Annotated in this window: 17 protein-coding genes and 1 pseudogene; 9 read left to right on the plus strand and 9 right to left on the minus strand. The window is 42.9% G+C overall.

Translation table 11 applies throughout. The features are described 5' to 3' along the window. Positions 1–4: 4 nt before the first annotated feature. The 6 genes from pgmB to BM213_RS01340 form a co-directional block, all read right to left on the minus strand. On the minus strand, positions 5–670 hold the full coding sequence (gene pgmB, locus BM213_RS01315; RefSeq protein WP_091700146.1) for a beta-phosphoglucomutase: 666 nt from the start codon (positions 668–670) through the stop codon (positions 5–7). Further along, positions 663–1,379 (minus strand): TrmH family RNA methyltransferase, encoded by a 717-nt coding sequence (locus tag BM213_RS01320; protein ID WP_167357355.1) that lies wholly within the window; start codon positions 1,377–1,379, stop codon positions 663–665. The genes pgmB and BM213_RS01320 overlap by 8 nt, the downstream gene beginning before the upstream one ends. A gap of 18 nt (positions 1,380–1,397) precedes the next feature. After that, a complete protein-coding gene (gene ybaK / locus BM213_RS01325; protein WP_244149154.1) occupies positions 1,398–1,880 on the minus strand; it encodes a Cys-tRNA(Pro) deacylase in 483 nt (160 codons plus the stop codon). A gap of 76 nt (positions 1,881–1,956) precedes the next feature. Beyond that, a complete protein-coding gene (adhE, locus tag BM213_RS01330; protein ID WP_091700150.1) occupies positions 1,957–4,560 on the minus strand; it encodes a bifunctional acetaldehyde-CoA/alcohol dehydrogenase in 2,604 nt (867 codons plus the stop codon). A gap of 173 nt (positions 4,561–4,733) precedes the next feature. Next, positions 4,734–4,961: a hypothetical protein gene (locus tag BM213_RS01335; protein WP_091700152.1), complete on the minus strand. Its 228-nt coding sequence runs from the start codon at positions 4,959–4,961 to the stop codon at positions 4,734–4,736. Between the two features lie 89 nt (positions 4,962–5,050). Beyond that, positions 5,051–6,331, minus strand: coding sequence for a transcriptional regulator (locus tag BM213_RS01340; protein ID WP_091700154.1), 1,281 nt, complete (start codon positions 6,329–6,331; stop codon positions 5,051–5,053). Positions 6,332–6,471: 140 nt separating this feature from the next. Here BM213_RS01340 and BM213_RS01345 point away from each other — a divergent pair, with 140 nt between their 5' ends. Genes BM213_RS01345 through BM213_RS01370 form a run of 6 tightly spaced genes read left to right on the plus strand, consistent with a single transcriptional unit; the run spans position 6,472 to position 11,586 of the window. After that, positions 6,472–7,587, plus strand: a complete 1,116-nt coding sequence (locus tag BM213_RS01345) for an FAD-dependent oxidoreductase (protein ID WP_244149155.1) — start codon at positions 6,472–6,474, stop codon at positions 7,585–7,587. Positions 7,588–7,608: 21 nt separating this feature from the next. Further along, on the plus strand, positions 7,609–7,836 hold the full coding sequence (locus BM213_RS01350; RefSeq protein WP_244149156.1) for a Ger(x)C family spore germination C-terminal domain-containing protein: 228 nt from the start codon (positions 7,609–7,611) through the stop codon (positions 7,834–7,836). A 49-nt stretch (positions 7,837–7,885) separates the two neighbouring features. Further along, the gene (locus BM213_RS01355) at positions 7,886–8,941 is read left to right on the plus strand and encodes an ABC transporter ATP-binding protein (protein ID WP_091700156.1); all 1,056 of its coding nucleotides are present in this window, start codon (positions 7,886–7,888) and stop codon (positions 8,939–8,941) included. A 1-nt stretch (position 8,942) separates the two neighbouring features. Further along, a complete protein-coding gene (locus BM213_RS01360) occupies positions 8,943–9,740 on the plus strand; it encodes an ABC transporter permease (RefSeq protein ID WP_091700158.1) in 798 nt (265 codons plus the stop codon). Next, positions 9,737–10,516: an ABC transporter permease gene (locus BM213_RS01365; protein ID WP_244149157.1), complete on the plus strand. Its 780-nt coding sequence runs from the start codon at positions 9,737–9,739 to the stop codon at positions 10,514–10,516. The genes BM213_RS01360 and BM213_RS01365 overlap by 4 nt, the downstream gene beginning before the upstream one ends. Continuing rightward, a complete protein-coding gene (locus tag BM213_RS01370) occupies positions 10,513–11,586 on the plus strand; it encodes an ABC transporter substrate-binding protein (RefSeq protein WP_091700162.1) in 1,074 nt (357 codons plus the stop codon). Before BM213_RS01365 ends, BM213_RS01370 begins: the two co-directional genes overlap by 4 nt. 142 nt (positions 11,587–11,728) lie before the next feature. On the opposite strand, the gene BM213_RS01375 is transcribed toward BM213_RS01370, so the two are convergent. Next, on the minus strand, positions 11,729–12,112 hold the full coding sequence (locus BM213_RS01375; protein ID WP_128682684.1) for a hypothetical protein: 384 nt from the start codon (positions 12,110–12,112) through the stop codon (positions 11,729–11,731). Positions 12,113–12,544: 432 nt separating this feature from the next. Between BM213_RS01375 and BM213_RS01385 the strand changes: the two genes are divergently transcribed. The 3 genes and pseudogenes from BM213_RS01385 to BM213_RS01400 form a co-directional block, all read left to right on the plus strand. Beyond that, positions 12,545–13,768 carry an IS481 family transposase gene (locus tag BM213_RS01385; RefSeq protein ID WP_003397542.1) on the plus strand — a complete coding sequence of 408 codons (1,224 nt, stop codon included), beginning with the start codon at positions 12,545–12,547 and terminating at the stop codon, positions 13,766–13,768. Beyond that, positions 13,761–14,561: an ExeA family protein gene (locus tag BM213_RS01390; protein WP_003397543.1), complete on the plus strand. Its 801-nt coding sequence runs from the start codon at positions 13,761–13,763 to the stop codon at positions 14,559–14,561. The genes BM213_RS01385 and BM213_RS01390 overlap by 8 nt, the downstream gene beginning before the upstream one ends. Before the next feature lie 207 nt (positions 14,562–14,768). After that, a pseudogene (locus BM213_RS01400) lies at positions 14,769–15,155 on the plus strand (transposase); the annotation flags it as partial. A 341-nt stretch (positions 15,156–15,496) separates the two neighbouring features. Here the strand turns inward: BM213_RS01400 and BM213_RS01405 are convergent. Then, positions 15,497–15,868, minus strand: a complete 372-nt coding sequence (locus BM213_RS01405) for a VOC family protein (protein ID WP_003397545.1) — start codon at positions 15,866–15,868, stop codon at positions 15,497–15,499. Between the two features lie 297 nt (positions 15,869–16,165). After that, positions 16,166–16,492, minus strand: a 327-nt coding sequence (locus BM213_RS01410; protein WP_208601845.1) for a transposase, incomplete at its 5' end; no start/stop codon positions are given.

Genomic DNA, 16,492 nt, shown 5'->3' on the forward strand with positions numbered 1-16,492 from the left:
GTCGTCATTGACCAGCTTTTTGCATAAACCGTTTTTTTAACTCGTCCCACGTCAATTGTGTTGTCTGTTGCACGAGCCAGTCTGGAGATAAAGATGCTAAATGATTCCCGATACCAACGGAAAACATATTTGTTTGCTTAATCGCCTTCATTCCTGCCTCACCATCTTCAATGGCAACACAAAAGCGCGGATCGACATAAAGATGTTTAGCGGCCGTTAAAAAGATTTCTGGATCGGGCTTCATGCGCGTAATTGTTTTTACGTCGACAATGACGTCGAAAAATGAACGCACACCAAGCCGCTCAACAACTACACTTGCATTTGAACTTGACGATGCGAGCGCCATCGGGACACCGTCGCGCTGAATGTCGCGAAGGAGATCTATCATTCCCGGCAACACATCACTTGGCGACAATTGCTCGATCAACACACGATAATATTGACCGCGCCGGTCGCCAAGAGCGCGCTTTTCTTCTTCCGACCATTCACGCGCCTTTTCTCCAAGAAGCGCCTCAACCATCGCCTGTCTGCTCATACCTTGAAGCTTTTGATTGAGCTGTCGATCAAAGGGCACTCCGATTTCATCGGCGACGCGTTTTGTCGCGATATAGTACAGCTCAACCGTATCAGCAATGACGCCATCTAAATCAAAAATAACTGCTTTAATCATTGCGTCCTCCCATTTGACTTTCCACCATTTTTCTTAGTCGCGGGCTAAGTGAAAGCTTCATCCATTGTTCATATATTTCTTTCTTTTCCGCTAGCGACAGATGATAGCGCTCGTTCACCACTTGTTTCGCCCGCTTCGTCACATCGTAAAGGGAAATAGCTGCTGCAACGGAAATATTGAAACTTTGCACAAATCCATTCATCGGAATGACGAACTTTCCATCTGCCAAAGCAAGCGCCCCTTCTGATACGCCACGATGCTCATTTCCGAACAAAAGCACTGTCGGCTTCGCTACGTCAATTTGTTCAAGCGGAATTGTTCCTTCTCCTAAATAGCTCGCATATACTTGATAGCCGTTTTGTTGGAGATGGCGAATTGCCCGCTCAATCGATGAATGTTTATGCACGGTTAACCATTTGTCCGCATGTCGCGTCACCCATTTATTCGGTTCAAATGGAGCCGCTCCGGTGACGACATGAACGTCTTGAATACCGAACGCTTCCGCTGAACGCAACACGGCTGCTTGATTGTGTGGGTCGTCTACCGCTTCTGTCAAAATGGTAATATACCTCGTCCGTTCGCTTAACACATCGTACATCCGCTTTAAGCGACTTGGCAAAATCATTTCCCAAAGCAAGCGATTGTCGTCAGTTAACAATCCTTCTTCTATACGTTGTGCTAACCATTGCTGTTCTTCCTCTTTTGCCATTCGCATGCGACAACCCTCCTACTCTTTAATGACATGTGCGGTTTTCCCATTTGTCAACTTTAATAAGTCTTGAACAGAAAGCTTCATTTGCATTCCAATTTTTCCTGCGCTCACAATGATTTGCTCGTGCGCAAGAGCTGACTCGTCAACATACGTATCGTACAATTTTTTCATCCCAATTGGTGAACAACCGCCGCGCACATACCCTGTCATTTTTTCAATGTCTGCCACAGGCAACATATGCACGCTTTTTTCACCGACAACAGCCGCCGCTTTTTTTACATGCAACTCCGCTGCGACAGGGATGACGAACACATAAAGTTGTCCGCTCGTCCCTTTTGTCACAAGCGTTTTATATACAATCTCTTCACGTTGTCCAATTTTTTTCGCAACCGATCTCCCATCAATTTGCCCATCGTCATAGTCATAAGTGAGCAATTCATATGGCACACGTGCGCGATCGAGCATGCGCACAGCATTCGTCTTCGTTTGTTTCACCATCCGTCCCTCGCTTTCCCCTATTAGTGTACCATAAACAAAAAGAAGGGACATCCTTTACGGGACGTCCCTCATTCACTTACACTCCCTTATACGCTTGACGATAAATGTCAGCGAGGTCGCTCACTAACGGCAATTTTGGATTGGCTGTTGTACATTGATCTTCAAACGCTAATTCAGCGAGTTGTTCGACTTTGCTTTCAAACTCTTCTTTTTTCACACCTGTAGCTGCGATGCTTAGCGGCATATCGAGTTCTTTCGCTAGCTTAATGATTGCTTGAACAAGGCTTTCGACACCTTCTTCTGTCGTTTTTGCCGGCAAGCCAAGCAGGCGAGCAATTTGAGCATAACGCTCATCAGCTACGAAATGTTCATACTTCGGAAACGCAGTAAACTTCTTCGGTTTTTGTGCATTGTAACGAATGACATGCGGCATTAAAATCGTATTCGCCCGTCCGTGTGGGATATGGAATTCTGCACCAAGTTTATGCGCTAAACTATGGTTAATTCCTAAAAATGCGTTCGCAAATGCCATACCCGCAATTGTTGACGCGTTATGCATTTTTTCGCGCGCGACTTCATCGTTTCCATTTTTGTATGCGCGTGGCAAGTATTCGAACACAAGTTGAATGGCTTTTAGTGCTAATCCGTCTGTGTAGTCGTTCGCCATGTTCGATACGTACGCTTCAATCGCATGCGTCAATACGTCCATACCTGTATCCGCTGTAATATGTTTTGGCATCGTCATCACAAATTGTGGGTCAACGATGGCGACATCCGGTGTTAATTCATAATCAGCAAGCGGATATTTCACATTATTTTTCTTATCTGTAATAACCGCAAATGATGTGACTTCTGAACCTGTACCAGATGTTGTTGGAATCGCGACAAATTGCGCTTTTTGACCGAGTTTTGGATATTTAAAGACGCGTTTACGAATATCTAAAAACTTTTGTTTTAAGCCGTTAAAGTCTGTATTCGGATGTTCATAGAACAGCCACATCGCTTTTGCCGCGTCCATCGCTGAACCACCGCCGAGGGCGATGATGACGTCTGGTTGGAACGCATGCATCATGTCGGCACCTTTCATCACTGTTTCAATCGATGGATCTGGTTCAACTTCTGAGAAAATTTCGTAACGCACATAATCTGGACGTTTGTGTAAATAGTACAACACTTTATCGACATAGCCGAGCTTCACCATACCTGGGTCTGTAACAATAAAGGCGCGTGAGATGTTTGGCATTTTCGCTAAATATTGTGTCGCATGTTTTTCAAAATAAATTTTTGGCGGAACTTTAAACCATTGCATGTTTACATTCCTTCTCGCTAATTTTTTAATGTTAATTAAATGTGTCGCACCGACGTTTGTTGAAACAGAGTTGCCACCGAATGTACCACAACCGAGCGTCAATGACGGAATGTATGCGTTGTAAATATCACCGATCGCCCCTTGTGAAGATGGTGCGTTCGAAATAATTCGTCCTGCTTTCATTCGCTTACCGAATTCAAGAATGACTTCTTGATTTTCTGAATGAATGACAGCGGAGTGGCCAAGTCCACCAAATTCAAGCATTTCTTCTGCCCGCTTTAATCCTTCTTCTGTGCTGTTTACTTTATAGCACGCCAATACAGGACTTAGTTTTTCACGAGAAAGCGGCTCTTGCGGACCGACGCTTTTTAATTCGGCTACAAGAATTTTCGTATCAACAGGTACATCAACCCCTGCCATTTTTGCAATTTCATACGCTCGTTTCCCGACAATATTCGGATTCACTGCGCACGTATTTTCATTGATAACAAGCTTTTCAACTTTTTTCTTTTCTTCTTCGTTTAAAAAGTAGCATTTGTTAGCGATCATTTCTCTTTTTACTTCATCGTAAATTTCCTTATCGATAATGACCGCCTGTTCAGATGCACAAATCATGCCGTTATCAAACGTTTTAGAAAGAATAAGATCGTTCACCGCACGTTTAATATTTGCTGTTTTCTCAATATAGCAAGGTACGTTACCAGGTCCAACCCCTAATGCTGGCTTTCCTGAGCTATATGCCGCTTTCACCATGCCTGCTCCACCTGTCGCAAGAATGAGTGAAACACCAGGGTGATGCATCAATTGTTGCGTCGCTTCGACAGAAGGAGTTTCAATCCATTGAATACAATGTTCTGGCGCACCCGCAGCAATGGCTGCATCGCGCAAAATACGTGCTGCTTCACTGCTACATTTTTGCGCAGATGGGTGGAACGCAAAAATGATTGGATTGCGCGTTTTAATAGAAATGAGCGCTTTAAACATTGTTGTTGAAGTCGGGTTCGTGACTGGGGTTACCCCGGCGATAACGCCTACTGGCTCTGCAATTTCAATGATGCCTTCCTGCTCATTTTCGCGAATAACGCCGACAGTTTTATCATATTTGATATTATGATAAATGTATTCTGTCGCAAAAATGTTTTTAATAATTTTATCTTCATACACGCCGCGCTTTGTTTCTTCAATGGCTAGTTTCGCTAAATACATATGTTTATCAAGCCCAGCTAACGCCATTTGTTTAACAATATGATCAATCGTTTCTTGATCGTAATCACGAAACGCTTTAAGCGCTTTTTGAGCATTAGCAACGAGCGTATCAATCATTTTTGTAACTTCTTTCTTTTGGTCTAATACTTTTTCCTCCACAGCCATATAAGCCCCTCCCATAATTTTTTGTGAAAAACTTCACAAATTAGTTGAAAATAAAAATGTGATTGTTTTCACATTTTTATTTTAGTGAATTAGGCTTTGTTTGTGTGTGTCAACTTTGTGAAATATTGAGCAATTATATTGTATAAGAGAACCGCTTCTCATGAAGAAGACGGTTACTCACATACTGGATTGCGTGGAATTTTTGTAAAAGAAATATCGTTGTACATACGCGTATTCCGCTTAACAATGACGACATAATTTACTGTCCATATATAAGAAGGAATTTCTTGATCATCTTCAAACATCATTGCTTCAAATTCATCGCCAATCATCTCTTCGAATAGCTCCAATGTATATGTTTCTGCATCTGTCGAAAAGTCTCTCCATTCACATATAAGCATCTTTTGTCACCTCAACTTTTCTGTTGTTACCATCATTGTAACATGATTTTTTATTTTTAGATTGTGAAACATTGAACAAATCATGAATATTACTTATTCGTTATATATGCCTGTCTCGGGTGATTCAGTTGTTCTGGATACTTCAAACGCATTTTCCCTTCCGCTAATAACTTTCCTAAATAATTGTTTCGTAAACCGTCTGGCGTCCTTTCTAATAAGTAGGCCAATTCTTTTAACATTAATGGTCGGCGGGCACATAATTGCAAAATGACTTCTTCCATCTTTGCCGGTGCAAGCCTTTTTTTCTTACGCGCAATCTCAGCAATACTCCAGAGCTCTTGATCGATATTCGTTTCTTCTTCATTATTTACGGAGTTGGTTAGATTATTTATAGAGTTTTGGTCGCTATTATAGGAGTTATTTTCGCTAATTACGGAGTTAGGTCCGCTATTTACGCAGTTAGATTCTTTGTTTACGGACTCTAACTCTTTATTTATGGACTCTAACTCACTATTTATGGAGTTTTGGTCACTATTATAGGAGTTTCCGTCATTATTTATGGAGTCGGCTAGCTCTAGATTGTCTGACCAATCACATATCATTTCTAAATCGTCGTTTTGTTTATGTCTTTTTGGGAAGGACACAACTGGTAATGTTATGACCGTCCGCTCCTGGAAATCGTATTGATCAATGACAGGCTGTTGCAAGCAAATCGTTTCGATCGTTTTCAATCCTAAACCAGCCCGTTTGCAAAAATGAATGTAAATAAACATTTTGAATATATTTGGATTTCGCAAATGGCTCATCCCGCCGTTATATGCTTGATCTAAAGGAATGCGAAAAAGCCCCGGATTTGAGAACTGTATAGATGACTGTTGGCGCTCAACAATAATTCCTCCATCTCCGTTATAATCAGCATGAACGAGCGCGTTTATAAGCGCCTCATGAACCGCCCCTTTTTCTTTCTCTAATCCATCTTGCAGCTCGTTCATTACTTTAAAATAAAAATCGTAAATATTTCCCGACCACGTTCCGTCTTGGGATGTGAAACGATTTGACCAAAGCATATCGTCATCATATTCGCGATATTCTAAAAAATATTGTGGTAAAACTTCTGTAATCATTCGCTCTTCGCTGAACATTAGTAGCCCTGCTAATGTTAGCCCTTCTTTGCTTGTATTTCGTATTTTCCCCCAAGCGCCAATTTTATATAAAAAATCTTTTGTTTCCAAGCCATTCCACGGATGGCTTGGCTTTACTTTCGCAAACTGCTCGCGATAATGGCGAACAGACTCTAAATGCAGTTCATTCAGTCCGTAATGCTCTAATACGATGTTATCTTGTAAACGAACACTTGCATCTTTATTCACTGTAACTCTCCCTCTTACGTTATGTTATAAAAACGTTTCAATACTCGTCTATTTCCATTTTATCATCTTTATAAATGTTCATCATAAACTTTTCCGTTCGGGGTAAATTAAGAAAAACATGGGTATGGAGGAATGAAGTCATGTCTTTACATGCGCTCGAAGCAGAGTGGAAAGCCTACGAAACGCTCGGTATTGATGGCGCGTATGTCGACGAGCTACCGCTTCCTTTTTCTGTTCAAGGCGCGGTTATGATGCGCAAACAAGCGCAATTTCATCCGCTTCATTACGTCAAAACATTAGTCGATCTTGCAGTAAAACACGGGGCATCTTTTTACGAACAAACTGTTGCACAACATATCGAAACAGCGACGCGGCCGATTGTACAAACAAAAAACGGCTCTACCATTACATGTGATACCGTCATCATTTGTACTCACTTTCCATTTTTTGATCCTTCTTTTTATTTTGCTCGTTTACATGCCGAACGGTCATACGTTATTGCAGTCGAAGCGCATGAACGATTGCAAGGCATGTATTTAAGCGCAAATGAGCCAAAGCGCTCGCTTCGATATGCCGTGCTGAACAACAGACCGCTTCTCTTGATTGGGGGCGAGTCGCATAAAGTCGGACAAGGAACAAACATGATGCAACATTACGAAGCATTACAGTCATTTTGTAACCACACGTTTGGATTATCAAATGTATTATATCGTTGGTCGGCACAAGATTTAGTAACGTTAGATCATCTTCCTTACATCGGCCCTGTCCGTGCTAGTCATCCAAACGTGCTTGTCGCGACAGGATATCGAAAGTGGGGGATGACGACAAGCACTGTCGCAGCCCATCTTTTAACCGATTTAACGTTGCAAAAAGAGAACAGCTATGCCCATCTATTTACGCCGTCACGATTTATCGCTCATCCATCGCTTCAAAACTTCGTGACAGAAGGAATCGATGTCGCTAAACATTTCTTAACCGGAAAGCTTGAATATGCCTTGCGCACTCCGCGCCACATATCGAAAGGGGAAGGGGCAGTGGTCAATGTAAATGGAAAACGGGCAGGGGCGTATCGCGACGAACAAGGTACGCTTTATGTCGTCGACACGACTTGTACACATATGGGGTGCGAGCTTGAATGGAACAACAGTGAACGCTCTTGGGATTGCCCATGTCATGGCTCTCGCTTTTGTTTTACCGGAAAAGTTTTAGAAGGACCTGCCATCGAACCGCTCCAGCGGATTGAAGGGGATGTATAATGAAAGGAGAAAGTTGAAAAATTGCTCGCAAAGGAAATACAAAAACAGCTCGAATCGGTCGTAAAAAAATTACAAACATATGAAGTCGATCCGATCGGATTCGGCTTATACGCTCGCGCTTACGAACACAAAAAATTTCAAAAGCAAAAAAGCTGGTTAAATTTGCGAAAACAGAAATTAACATTCACCCAACAGTCGAAATTATTAGCTACGGTGTGCTTCAATAAAATGTTGCTTAATATAAAGTGATCGTTCATAATGGACTTAAAAAATGGATAAATGAGGTGGGAAAAACAAAATGGACGATCGCGTCATCATTCGCTTTAACCATGTTACAAAACAATACGATGATGATCTTCCTGTGCTTGATGATGTTAGTTTTGACATCGAGCGCGGGAAATTTTATACGCTTCTTGGTCCTTCTGGATGTGGGAAAACAACTATCCTTCGCTTAATTGCTGGTTTTATCGAACCGACAAAAGGCGATATTTATTTTCATGGTCAACGGATAAACCACGTGCCTTCAAACAAACGACGAGTGAATACGGTGTTTCAAGATTACGCGCTTTTTCCTCACTTAAACGTATTTGAAAACGTCGCTTTTGGCTTACGTATTAAAAAAATACCGAAGGCAGACATTGAACGAAAAGTGAAAGAGGCGCTCCGTTTCGTCAACTTGGAAGGCTACGAACAGCGCGCGATTCATGAAATGTCAGGTGGACAACGACAACGTGTCGCCATCGCCCGCGCGATCGTCAACGAACCGGACGTACTGTTGCTAGATGAACCGCTTTCTGCGCTCGATTTAAAGCTTCGAACAGAGATGCAATATGAGTTGCGTGAATTGCAGCGGAGGCTCGGTATTACGTTTATTTTCGTCACTCACGACCAAGAAGAAGCACTTGCCATGTCAGATGAAATTTTCGTGTTGAACAAAGGAAAAATTGAACAACGCGGCACACCGAAAGATATTTATGATGAGCCTGTCAATCGTTTCGTTGCTGATTTTATCGGAGAATCAAACATCATTGTCGGAACGATGATTGATGATTTTGTTGTCGAATTTGCTAATCAACAATTTACGTGCGTTGATTACGGATTTTCAAAAAATGAACAAGTCGATATTGTTATTCGCCCGGAAGACTTAGAATTAACAACCGCTGAACTCGGCAAGTTGCGCGTGCGTGTCGATTCCGTTTTATTTCGCGGCGTACATTATGAGCTTTGTTGTTATGATGCGTACGGAAACGAATGGCTCGTTCACTCGACGAAAAAGGCGGAAATCGGGGAAGAAATCGGCCTTCATTTTGAGCCGGAAGCTATCCATGTGATGAAGCGGAGCGGGGGTGAATGACATGCGGCGCTACGCTTATGCCGTCCCGTATTGGTTATGGATCGCATTGTTTGTTATTGCACCGATCATTCTTATCGTTTATTATTCGTTTTTCGATATTGAAGGGCGCTTTTCGCTCGTTAACTATGAAACTTTTTTTACGCCTGTTTATTTACGAATGACGGTTAATTCGTTTTGGTACGCGTTTTTAATTACAGCGTGCTCGCTTCTTATCGCTTATCCAACCGCATATTTGTTGACAAAAACGAAGCATAAGCAGTTATGGTTGTTGCTTATTATTTTACCGACATGGGTCAACTTATTACTAAAAGCGTATGCCTTTCTCGGACTGTTCGGTACATACGGTGCGGTCAACGCGCTATTGGAAGCTATCGGAATCGGGACAAAACAATTATTGTTTACAGATTTCAGTTTTGTTTTCGTGTCCGTTTATATTTTCATTCCATTTATGATTTTGCCGATTTTTAATGCGCTTGAAAAATTGAATCATTCCTTAATTGATGCCGCACGGGATCTAGGGGCAAGCGAATGGACGACATTTCGTCGCGTCATTTTTCCGCTTACGCTCGATGGGGTCAAAGCGGGTTGCCAGGCGGTATTTATTCCGTCTCTCTCGCTCTTTATGTTGACGAGACTAATTGCCGGAAACCGCGTCATAACGCTCGGAACAGCAGTCGAGCAACATTTTCTCGTCACACAAAACTGGGGCATGGGTGCGACAATCGCTGTCTTTTTAATGATCGCTATGGCAGGCATCATGGCTATAACAGGGAATAAAAAATGGGGGGTGAGACAATGAAGGTTGCTCGCCTCTATTTAGCGTTCGTATTTTTTGTGTTATATATGCCTATTTTTTATTTAATTTACTACTCATTTAACAGCGGCGGAACGATGCATCATTTCGAATCGTTTACGCTTGATTGGTACAAAGACGTATTTGACGATACACGTTTGCTTGTGATCGTTCTGCATACAGTAATCGTCGCATTATTATCGTCGTCGCTTGCGACAATCATTGGCGTCCTCGGAGCGATCGCCATTTACTATGCGAAGCATCGTTGGAAACAAACGTTGCTTACGTTAAATAACATCTTAATTGTTAGCCCTGACGTTATTATCGGGGCATCGTTTCTCATCTTATTTACGATCGCAGGCATTCAGCTCGGATTTACGTCCGTCTTATTGTCGCATATTGCCTTCAGCATTCCGATTGTCGTCTTAATGGTGTTGCCGAAGCTGCAGGAAATGAGTCCGACGTTGATTGACGCTGCGCGCGACTTAGGAGCAAACGAGTGGAACGTGCTGACGAAAGTCGTTCTTCCGTATGTGACACCAGGCATTTTTGCTGGTTTTTTCATGGCGCTCACATACTCGCTTGATGACTTTGCAGTAACATTTTTCGTCACAGGCAACGGCTTTTCGACGTTATCAGTTGAAATTTATTCGCGGGCGCGTCAAGGAATTTCGTTATCCGTCAACGCTTTATCTACCCTTCTTTTCTTATTTACGCTCCTTCTCGTTGTTGTGTATTACATAATTACACAACGGACGAGTGCGAAGGGGGGACAAAAATGAGAAAGTTATTATCACTTTTTTTGCTCGTTTGGCTCATTACTTTTAGTTTGCTTTATGTTGTACGTATAATCGAATCATCTGAAGGATATAGGGGAGGCAATACGTTAACGATTTATAACTGGGGCGACTATATTGATCCTGCGCTCATTAAAAAGTTTGAAAAAGAAACAGGTCTCAAAGTCATTTATCAAACGTTTGATTCAAATGAAGCGATGATGACAAAAATTTCTCAAGGTGGCACGACATTTGATGTCGCTGTCCCTTCAGAATACGCAATTAGCAAGATGAAAGAAGAAGGTTTATTGTTGCCGATCGACCACTCTAAACTTCCAAACTTACGCTATATTGATCAACGCTTTTTGAATTTACCGTTTGATCCGGGCAATGAATATTCCATTCCTTATTTTTGGGGAACGGTCGGCATTGTCTACAATCGCGCACTTCTTGGAGGAAAAGAAATAACGAGCTGGAACGACTTATGGGATCCTTCCTTTAAAAATCAAATTTTGCTTGTCGATGGTGCGCGAGAAATTATAGGAATGGCGTTAAATAGTTTGCATTATTCCTTAAATGATACGAACAAAGCTCATTTACAACAAGCAAAACAAAAACTCGATAAGCTAACTCCAAACGTCAAAGCGATCGTCGGTGATGAGATTAAAATGCTGCTTGCAAATGAAGAAGCAGCCATCGGCGTCGTTTGGTCAGGAGATGCGGCGGAAATAATGTGGGAAAATGAACGCCTTGATTACGTCATCCCGAAGGAAGGAACAAACTTATGGTTTGATAATATGGTTATCCCGAAAACAGCAAAAAATATTGAAGGAGCGCATCAATTTATTAATTTTATGCTCGATCCGAAAAATGCAGCCCAAAATGCCGAGTACGTTGGCTATTCAACGCCAAATAAAAAAGCGCTCGACTATTTGCCAAAAGACATCGTGGAAGACGAGCGTTTTTATCCGAGCGAACAACTTGCCGATAAGCTTGAAGTGTACGAAAATCTTGGCAAAAGTATGCTCGCCTATTACAATGAGTTATTTTTACAGTTTAAAATGCATCGCAAGTGAGGGGATAGCAGAAAAGCTATCCTCTTTACTTATGATACGGTTCACCGTGGTGATTTGAGAGGCAAAAAATTAACACAATAAAAATTGAAAATATAGTCTTTACTAATGCATATACAGAGATGAGGGGAAAAATCTCCTCATCTCAATTATTTTGGAAATTTATAATTGAGAGTTTTTTAATCTCACTATAGGGAATTTTAAAGAAAATCATTTTAGAAAAAACACTCATCTCCGCCAACAAGCGGTAAAACCAACCATCTAACTCAAAGAAAAAAGACTCTATCACTTGCTGTGGAGTAAATGCATAGCCAGTAAATGTGCGTTGCCCGTTTTTTAGTTTTGCCATAATCCGCTTATTCCCATCGACAACAATATATTGTTGAGGCACATCAAATATAGGAGCAAAATAAGGCAACTCATTATTGCTAACCCTGCTTTTTTCGTAAATTGTTTCCTTATCTAAAAAGAATTGAGAACAATCTAATGTAACTTTTTTAACTTTATTGGCTTTAACTAAGCGTTTCATTGGTACCGTCAAGAATTTTGTGTAATGTAAATGGGGTAGGGTTTCTCTGAAATGGATTTGAATTGATAGGGGACTGATTTTCTCCACACAGGAGACTGAATATTCAGTCTCCTGTATGGAAAGGGAGAATCCCCATAGCCATCAAGTTAAGAATTTGATCTTTTTTCAGCGCCAAAAACATGGTATCCTTTCTAACGAAAATCATCGTTGGAAAGGATTGTTTTTTGATGGCAAAAAAGATAAAGGCATGGATAAAAACGATTCGTCAACTCTTCTCCTCTGAAGAACTGACCCGTCTGGCACGGAAAGTCGGATTCATTCAGCGGCAGCGTTCATTAACAGCGGAAGCCTTTCTGACGCTATGTGCTTGGGGAGACGGATCGCTCGCCTGTCAGTCGCTTCAGCGGTTGTGTGCCGATTTGGCGCTCTGGCATGTTTCGGTACGGGCTAATCGCTCCGTTGGTGAATGGGCAGGTGGAACCGAAGACGTATCTGAAAGAGGTGAGCGAGCGAGTGCACCATGTTCCCCACCAGGGCGACAAACGAATCGCAGCCAAGACGATCCTCGATTGGTGCACCCGATACAAAAAAGGGGGCTTTGACGCCTTAAAGCCGAAGCGCCGTTCGGACCGCGGCCACTCAAGGCGTCTGTCGCCCGATGATGAGGATCATATTTTAGCCCTAAGAAAAGAACATCCCACCATGCCCGTGACGGTGTTCTACGAACACCTGATCGAGCAGGGGGAAATCCCAGAAAATCATACCTCTTACTTTACTATATACCGATTGTTGAAAAAACACAACCTTGTCGGGAAAGAAATCTTGCCCATGCCGGAGCGAAAGCGCTTTGCGTATGACCAGATCAATGAGCTTTGGCAAGGGGACTTATCCCATGGACCAACGATTCGAGTCAATGGGAAAGCCCAGAAAACGTTTTTGATCGCCTATATCGATGACTGCTCGCGGTTTGTGCCGTACGCGCAGTTTTTCCCTTCGGAGAAGTTTGACGGGCTGCGGATCGTCACGAAGGAAGCGGTGCTTCGTTGCGGGAAGCCGAAGCGCATTTACTCGGACAACGGGAAAATTTATCGATCCGAGGTGCTGCAGTATGCGTGCGCCGAGATGGGAATTACGCTCATCCACACCCAGCCGTATGACCCGCAAAGCAAAGGGAAAATCGAACGGTTCTTCCGCACCGTACAGACGCGGTTTTATCCGCTACTGGAGTTGGATCCCCCGAAGTCGCTCGAAGAGCTGAACGAGCGCTTTTGGAGGTGGCTTGAAGAGGAGTATCATCGAAAACCGCACGCCTCGCTGGACGGAAAAACGCCGCATGAGGTGTTTCAATCGCAAGTGCATCTCGTGTCGTTCATCGAAGATAGCGATTGGCTGGATGCGATTTTTCTGAAGCGGGAGCACCGCAAGGTCAAAGCCGATGGAACGATCACCTTGAACAAGCAGCTGTATGAAGTGCCGCCCCGGTTCATTGGGCAATCGATTGAACTCCGCTATGACGAACGGGGCGTCTATGTGTACGAAGATGGAAGGAAGGTGGCGGAGGCCGTTCGGATTCGTTTGGAGGACAACGCCTATGTAAAACGCCATCGGTCCCCGTTTGCGGCGATTCCGGCGAAGGAGGGAGAACACGGTGTATAAATCGTTTTACTTCCTTTCGCGGGAGCCGTTTGCGAAAGAAACAGACCCGTCCGAGGCGTATAAAGGGGCGCCGTTTCAGGAAGCGTTGCGGGCGCTGGAGTACGTGAAACGAACCCGGGGGATCGGGCTGTTGATCGGAGAGCCGGGGGCGGGCAAGACGTTCGCCCTTCGGGCGCTGAAAGAATCATTGAATCCATCATTGTATCATGTCGTCTACTTTCCGTTATCCACCGGAGGCGTGATGGATTTTTACCGTGGTTTGGCCTTGGGATTAGGAGAGGAACCGAAGTACCGCAAGGTAGACCTCTTCCGCCAAATCCAGCAGGCGATCGAGCGATTGTATCATGAACGGCGGATCACGCCGGTGTTCATTTTGGACGAGATGCATTTAGCGAAGGATGCATTTTTACAGGACATCGCGATCTTGTTCAACTTTGAGATGGATTCGACCAACCCATTTGTCTTGATTTTGGCCGGGCTGCCCCATTTACAGGGGAAGCTGCGGCTCAATCAGCACCGCCCTCTCGACCAGCGGATCATCATGCGATACCGGATGGGGCCGCTGGAGAAGGAAGAGGTGGCGGGCTACATCAAGCATCGGATGAAACAGGCCGGGGCGAAGCATCCGATCTTCACCCCATCGGCGTTAGAGGCGATTGCCCTGCAGTCGCGGGGATGGCCTCGGGTGATCAACACGTTGGCCACGACGTGCCTGTTATACGGGTATCAGCTGAAAAAGGACGTCATTGACGAAGAAATGGTGCGCATGGCCGCAGAGGAAATGGGGTATTAGCACGAAAGGGGCCGAATCGGCCTCTTTTGTGCTTTCTCTTTTCCATAGGTCCATCAGGCGCGCTGGAAATCTTCATCTGAAAGAGCGTGCAAACGTTCCGAAAGAATGTGCAAAATCCGGAACAATCCGCAAAAATTTTGCACATTATTTCCGAATCCGCCTGAAATAATTTGAAAAAGGGATTCTGAAATAATGTGCTAATTTACATTGACCACAGCGAATCGGAAGGATGCGGCAGTGGCGCCAGAGCTGCTGGTTTCTTTACAGCAGTGGGATATTGAGTTGGTATTAGGCGATGCCGCATACGACAGTGAAAAGGTTCGACAAACTGCCGAACAAGCAGGAATCTTATTTCTTTCCCCCATCAACCGCCGCAATAGTGTGGAACGGAAAGATGCCTATGGTCGGGTTCTTTCTGTCTTTTTGAAAACAAGATTTGGCCAATGGCTGTTTGGGCTTCGCCGCGAGATTGAACGGGTATTTAATGAGTTAAAAAGTGACGGGGTGGAACAGCCTCGATGGTATGGATTTCATCGATATTTACTGCATGTGTTATGTTGTATCCTTATGCATAACTTCGAGTTTTTACTCTAGTTTTGCAACACCATCAAAATGAAAAAACTCGCACAAAATGACCTTCTTATTAAAAGAATGGCTACTGACCTAGCAAAGAAGCTAGGTGACGAAGAGGGAGCATATCGTATAGTCTTTAACAGCGAGGTCCTTGGAAGATATCGTTATGGAGGAATTGTATAAAAATGCAGGAAGCTCCTAAGTTCTATATGCTTAGGAGCTTTTTATTGTAATAAGCGAAGAGAATTGAAAAGTAATAAAATGGTTATTATTTCATTTTCTTTGTTTCTTATTTCGTTATTAGGAAGTTTTGTATATCCTATCATTAGCGACGTGGTGCTTAATTTGCTCAAGTACAGTTATTATTTAATCCACTCTAAAAATTCGAGTCTGTTGCCAAAAGGATCATTGGCATAAAAACGATTTGCTCCTTCTAGCGGTTCATCTTCCTTTACTGCAATCCCCTTCTCAATTAAGTGGTCACGCAATACAGCAAGATTTTTTACATGAAAGGCTGGGTGTGCTTTTTTAGCAGGTTGAAAATCATCTTGTACACCAATATGTAGCTGATGACTCCCACATTGAAACCATACTCCACCTCGCTTTTGTAAGTTCTCAGGTTTTGGGATCTCTTTCATTCCTAAAATTTTTCCGTAAAACTCACGTGCTTTTTCTTCACAACCTTTAGGAGCAGCAACTTGAACATGATCAATTTCTAAGAAAGTAAAGTTCATGTATATTCCTCCTCAGTAAATATATTAAATTAAGTTAAAATAATTTATTTTAATTTATTTTAATTTATTTTAATTTATTTCAATTTATTGAACATGTTTGTCGCGCAAGAACAGTATATGCTTTGCAGCGAATGACAATTATGTTATCACTCTAATTTAAAGTTTGAACAACAGTGAAAAATGATACTCTTTCATAGAACAAATTTACTGAGAACACGGTTATTTGAAGTAACAGTTCAATCCTTAGTAATGTCGTCACGAACTATATACATCCAAATTGACATTTTAACCTCTGATTCACGCAGCACACCCGATGCGGCGTAACACCTCATCTGGGTGCTGTAAGACGTGCTGTTCAAACCGAGTAATCGACTGGGCGATGTCTTTTTGATCTCTATGCAAGACGTTAGCAATGACTTCATCTTTTAGCCACTTCCATAGCCGTTCAATAGGGTTTAACTGTGGGGAATACGGCGGCAAAAAGATAAAGTGAAAAGTAGCACCTTCTTGACTATCAAGGAATGCTCGCACCATCTTGGCATAATGAATACGCGCGTTGTCCAACACAAGCACGATGAATCGATTCGCATATTTCTCTTTCAACAGATGTAAAAAGTCTAGAAA

The organism is Anoxybacillus pushchinoensis (genome assembly GCF_900111795.1).
Classification (GTDB): Bacteria; Bacillota; Bacilli; order Bacillales; family Anoxybacillaceae; genus Anoxybacillus; species Anoxybacillus pushchinoensis.

Excerpts from the sequence above, each read along its gene's own strand:
- pgmB (WP_091700146.1), bottom strand. The coding sequence starts at position 670 with ATGATTAAAGCAGTTATTTTTGATTTAGATGGCGTCATTGCTGATACG.
- BM213_RS01320 (WP_167357355.1), bottom strand. The coding sequence starts at position 1,379 with ATGGCAAAAGAGGAAGAACAGCAATGGTTAGCACAACGTATAGAAGAA.
- ybaK (WP_244149154.1), bottom strand. The coding sequence starts at position 1,880 with ATGGTGAAACAAACGAAGACGAATGCTGTGCGCATGCTCGATCGCGCA.
- adhE (WP_091700150.1), bottom strand. The coding sequence starts at position 4,560 with ATGGCTGTGGAGGAAAAAGTATTAGACCAAAAGAAAGAAGTTACAAAA.
- BM213_RS01335 (WP_091700152.1), bottom strand. The coding sequence starts at position 4,961 with ATGCTTATATGTGAATGGAGAGACTTTTCGACAGATGCAGAAACATAT.
- BM213_RS01345 (WP_244149155.1), top strand. The coding sequence starts at position 6,472 with ATGTCTTTACATGCGCTCGAAGCAGAGTGGAAAGCCTACGAAACGCTC.
- BM213_RS01355 (WP_091700156.1), top strand. The coding sequence starts at position 7,886 with ATGGACGATCGCGTCATCATTCGCTTTAACCATGTTACAAAACAATAC.
- BM213_RS01360 (WP_091700158.1), top strand. The coding sequence starts at position 8,943 with ATGCGGCGCTACGCTTATGCCGTCCCGTATTGGTTATGGATCGCATTG.
- BM213_RS01365 (WP_244149157.1), top strand. The coding sequence starts at position 9,737 with ATGAAGGTTGCTCGCCTCTATTTAGCGTTCGTATTTTTTGTGTTATAT.
- BM213_RS01370 (WP_091700162.1), top strand. The coding sequence starts at position 10,513 with ATGAGAAAGTTATTATCACTTTTTTTGCTCGTTTGGCTCATTACTTTT.
- BM213_RS01375 (WP_128682684.1), bottom strand. The coding sequence starts at position 12,112 with ATGAAACGCTTAGTTAAAGCCAATAAAGTTAAAAAAGTTACATTAGAT.
- BM213_RS01385 (WP_003397542.1), top strand. The coding sequence starts at position 12,545 with ATGTTTCGGTACGGGCTAATCGCTCCGTTGGTGAATGGGCAGGTGGAA.
- BM213_RS01405 (WP_003397545.1), bottom strand. The coding sequence starts at position 15,868 with ATGAACTTTACTTTCTTAGAAATTGATCATGTTCAAGTTGCTGCTCCT.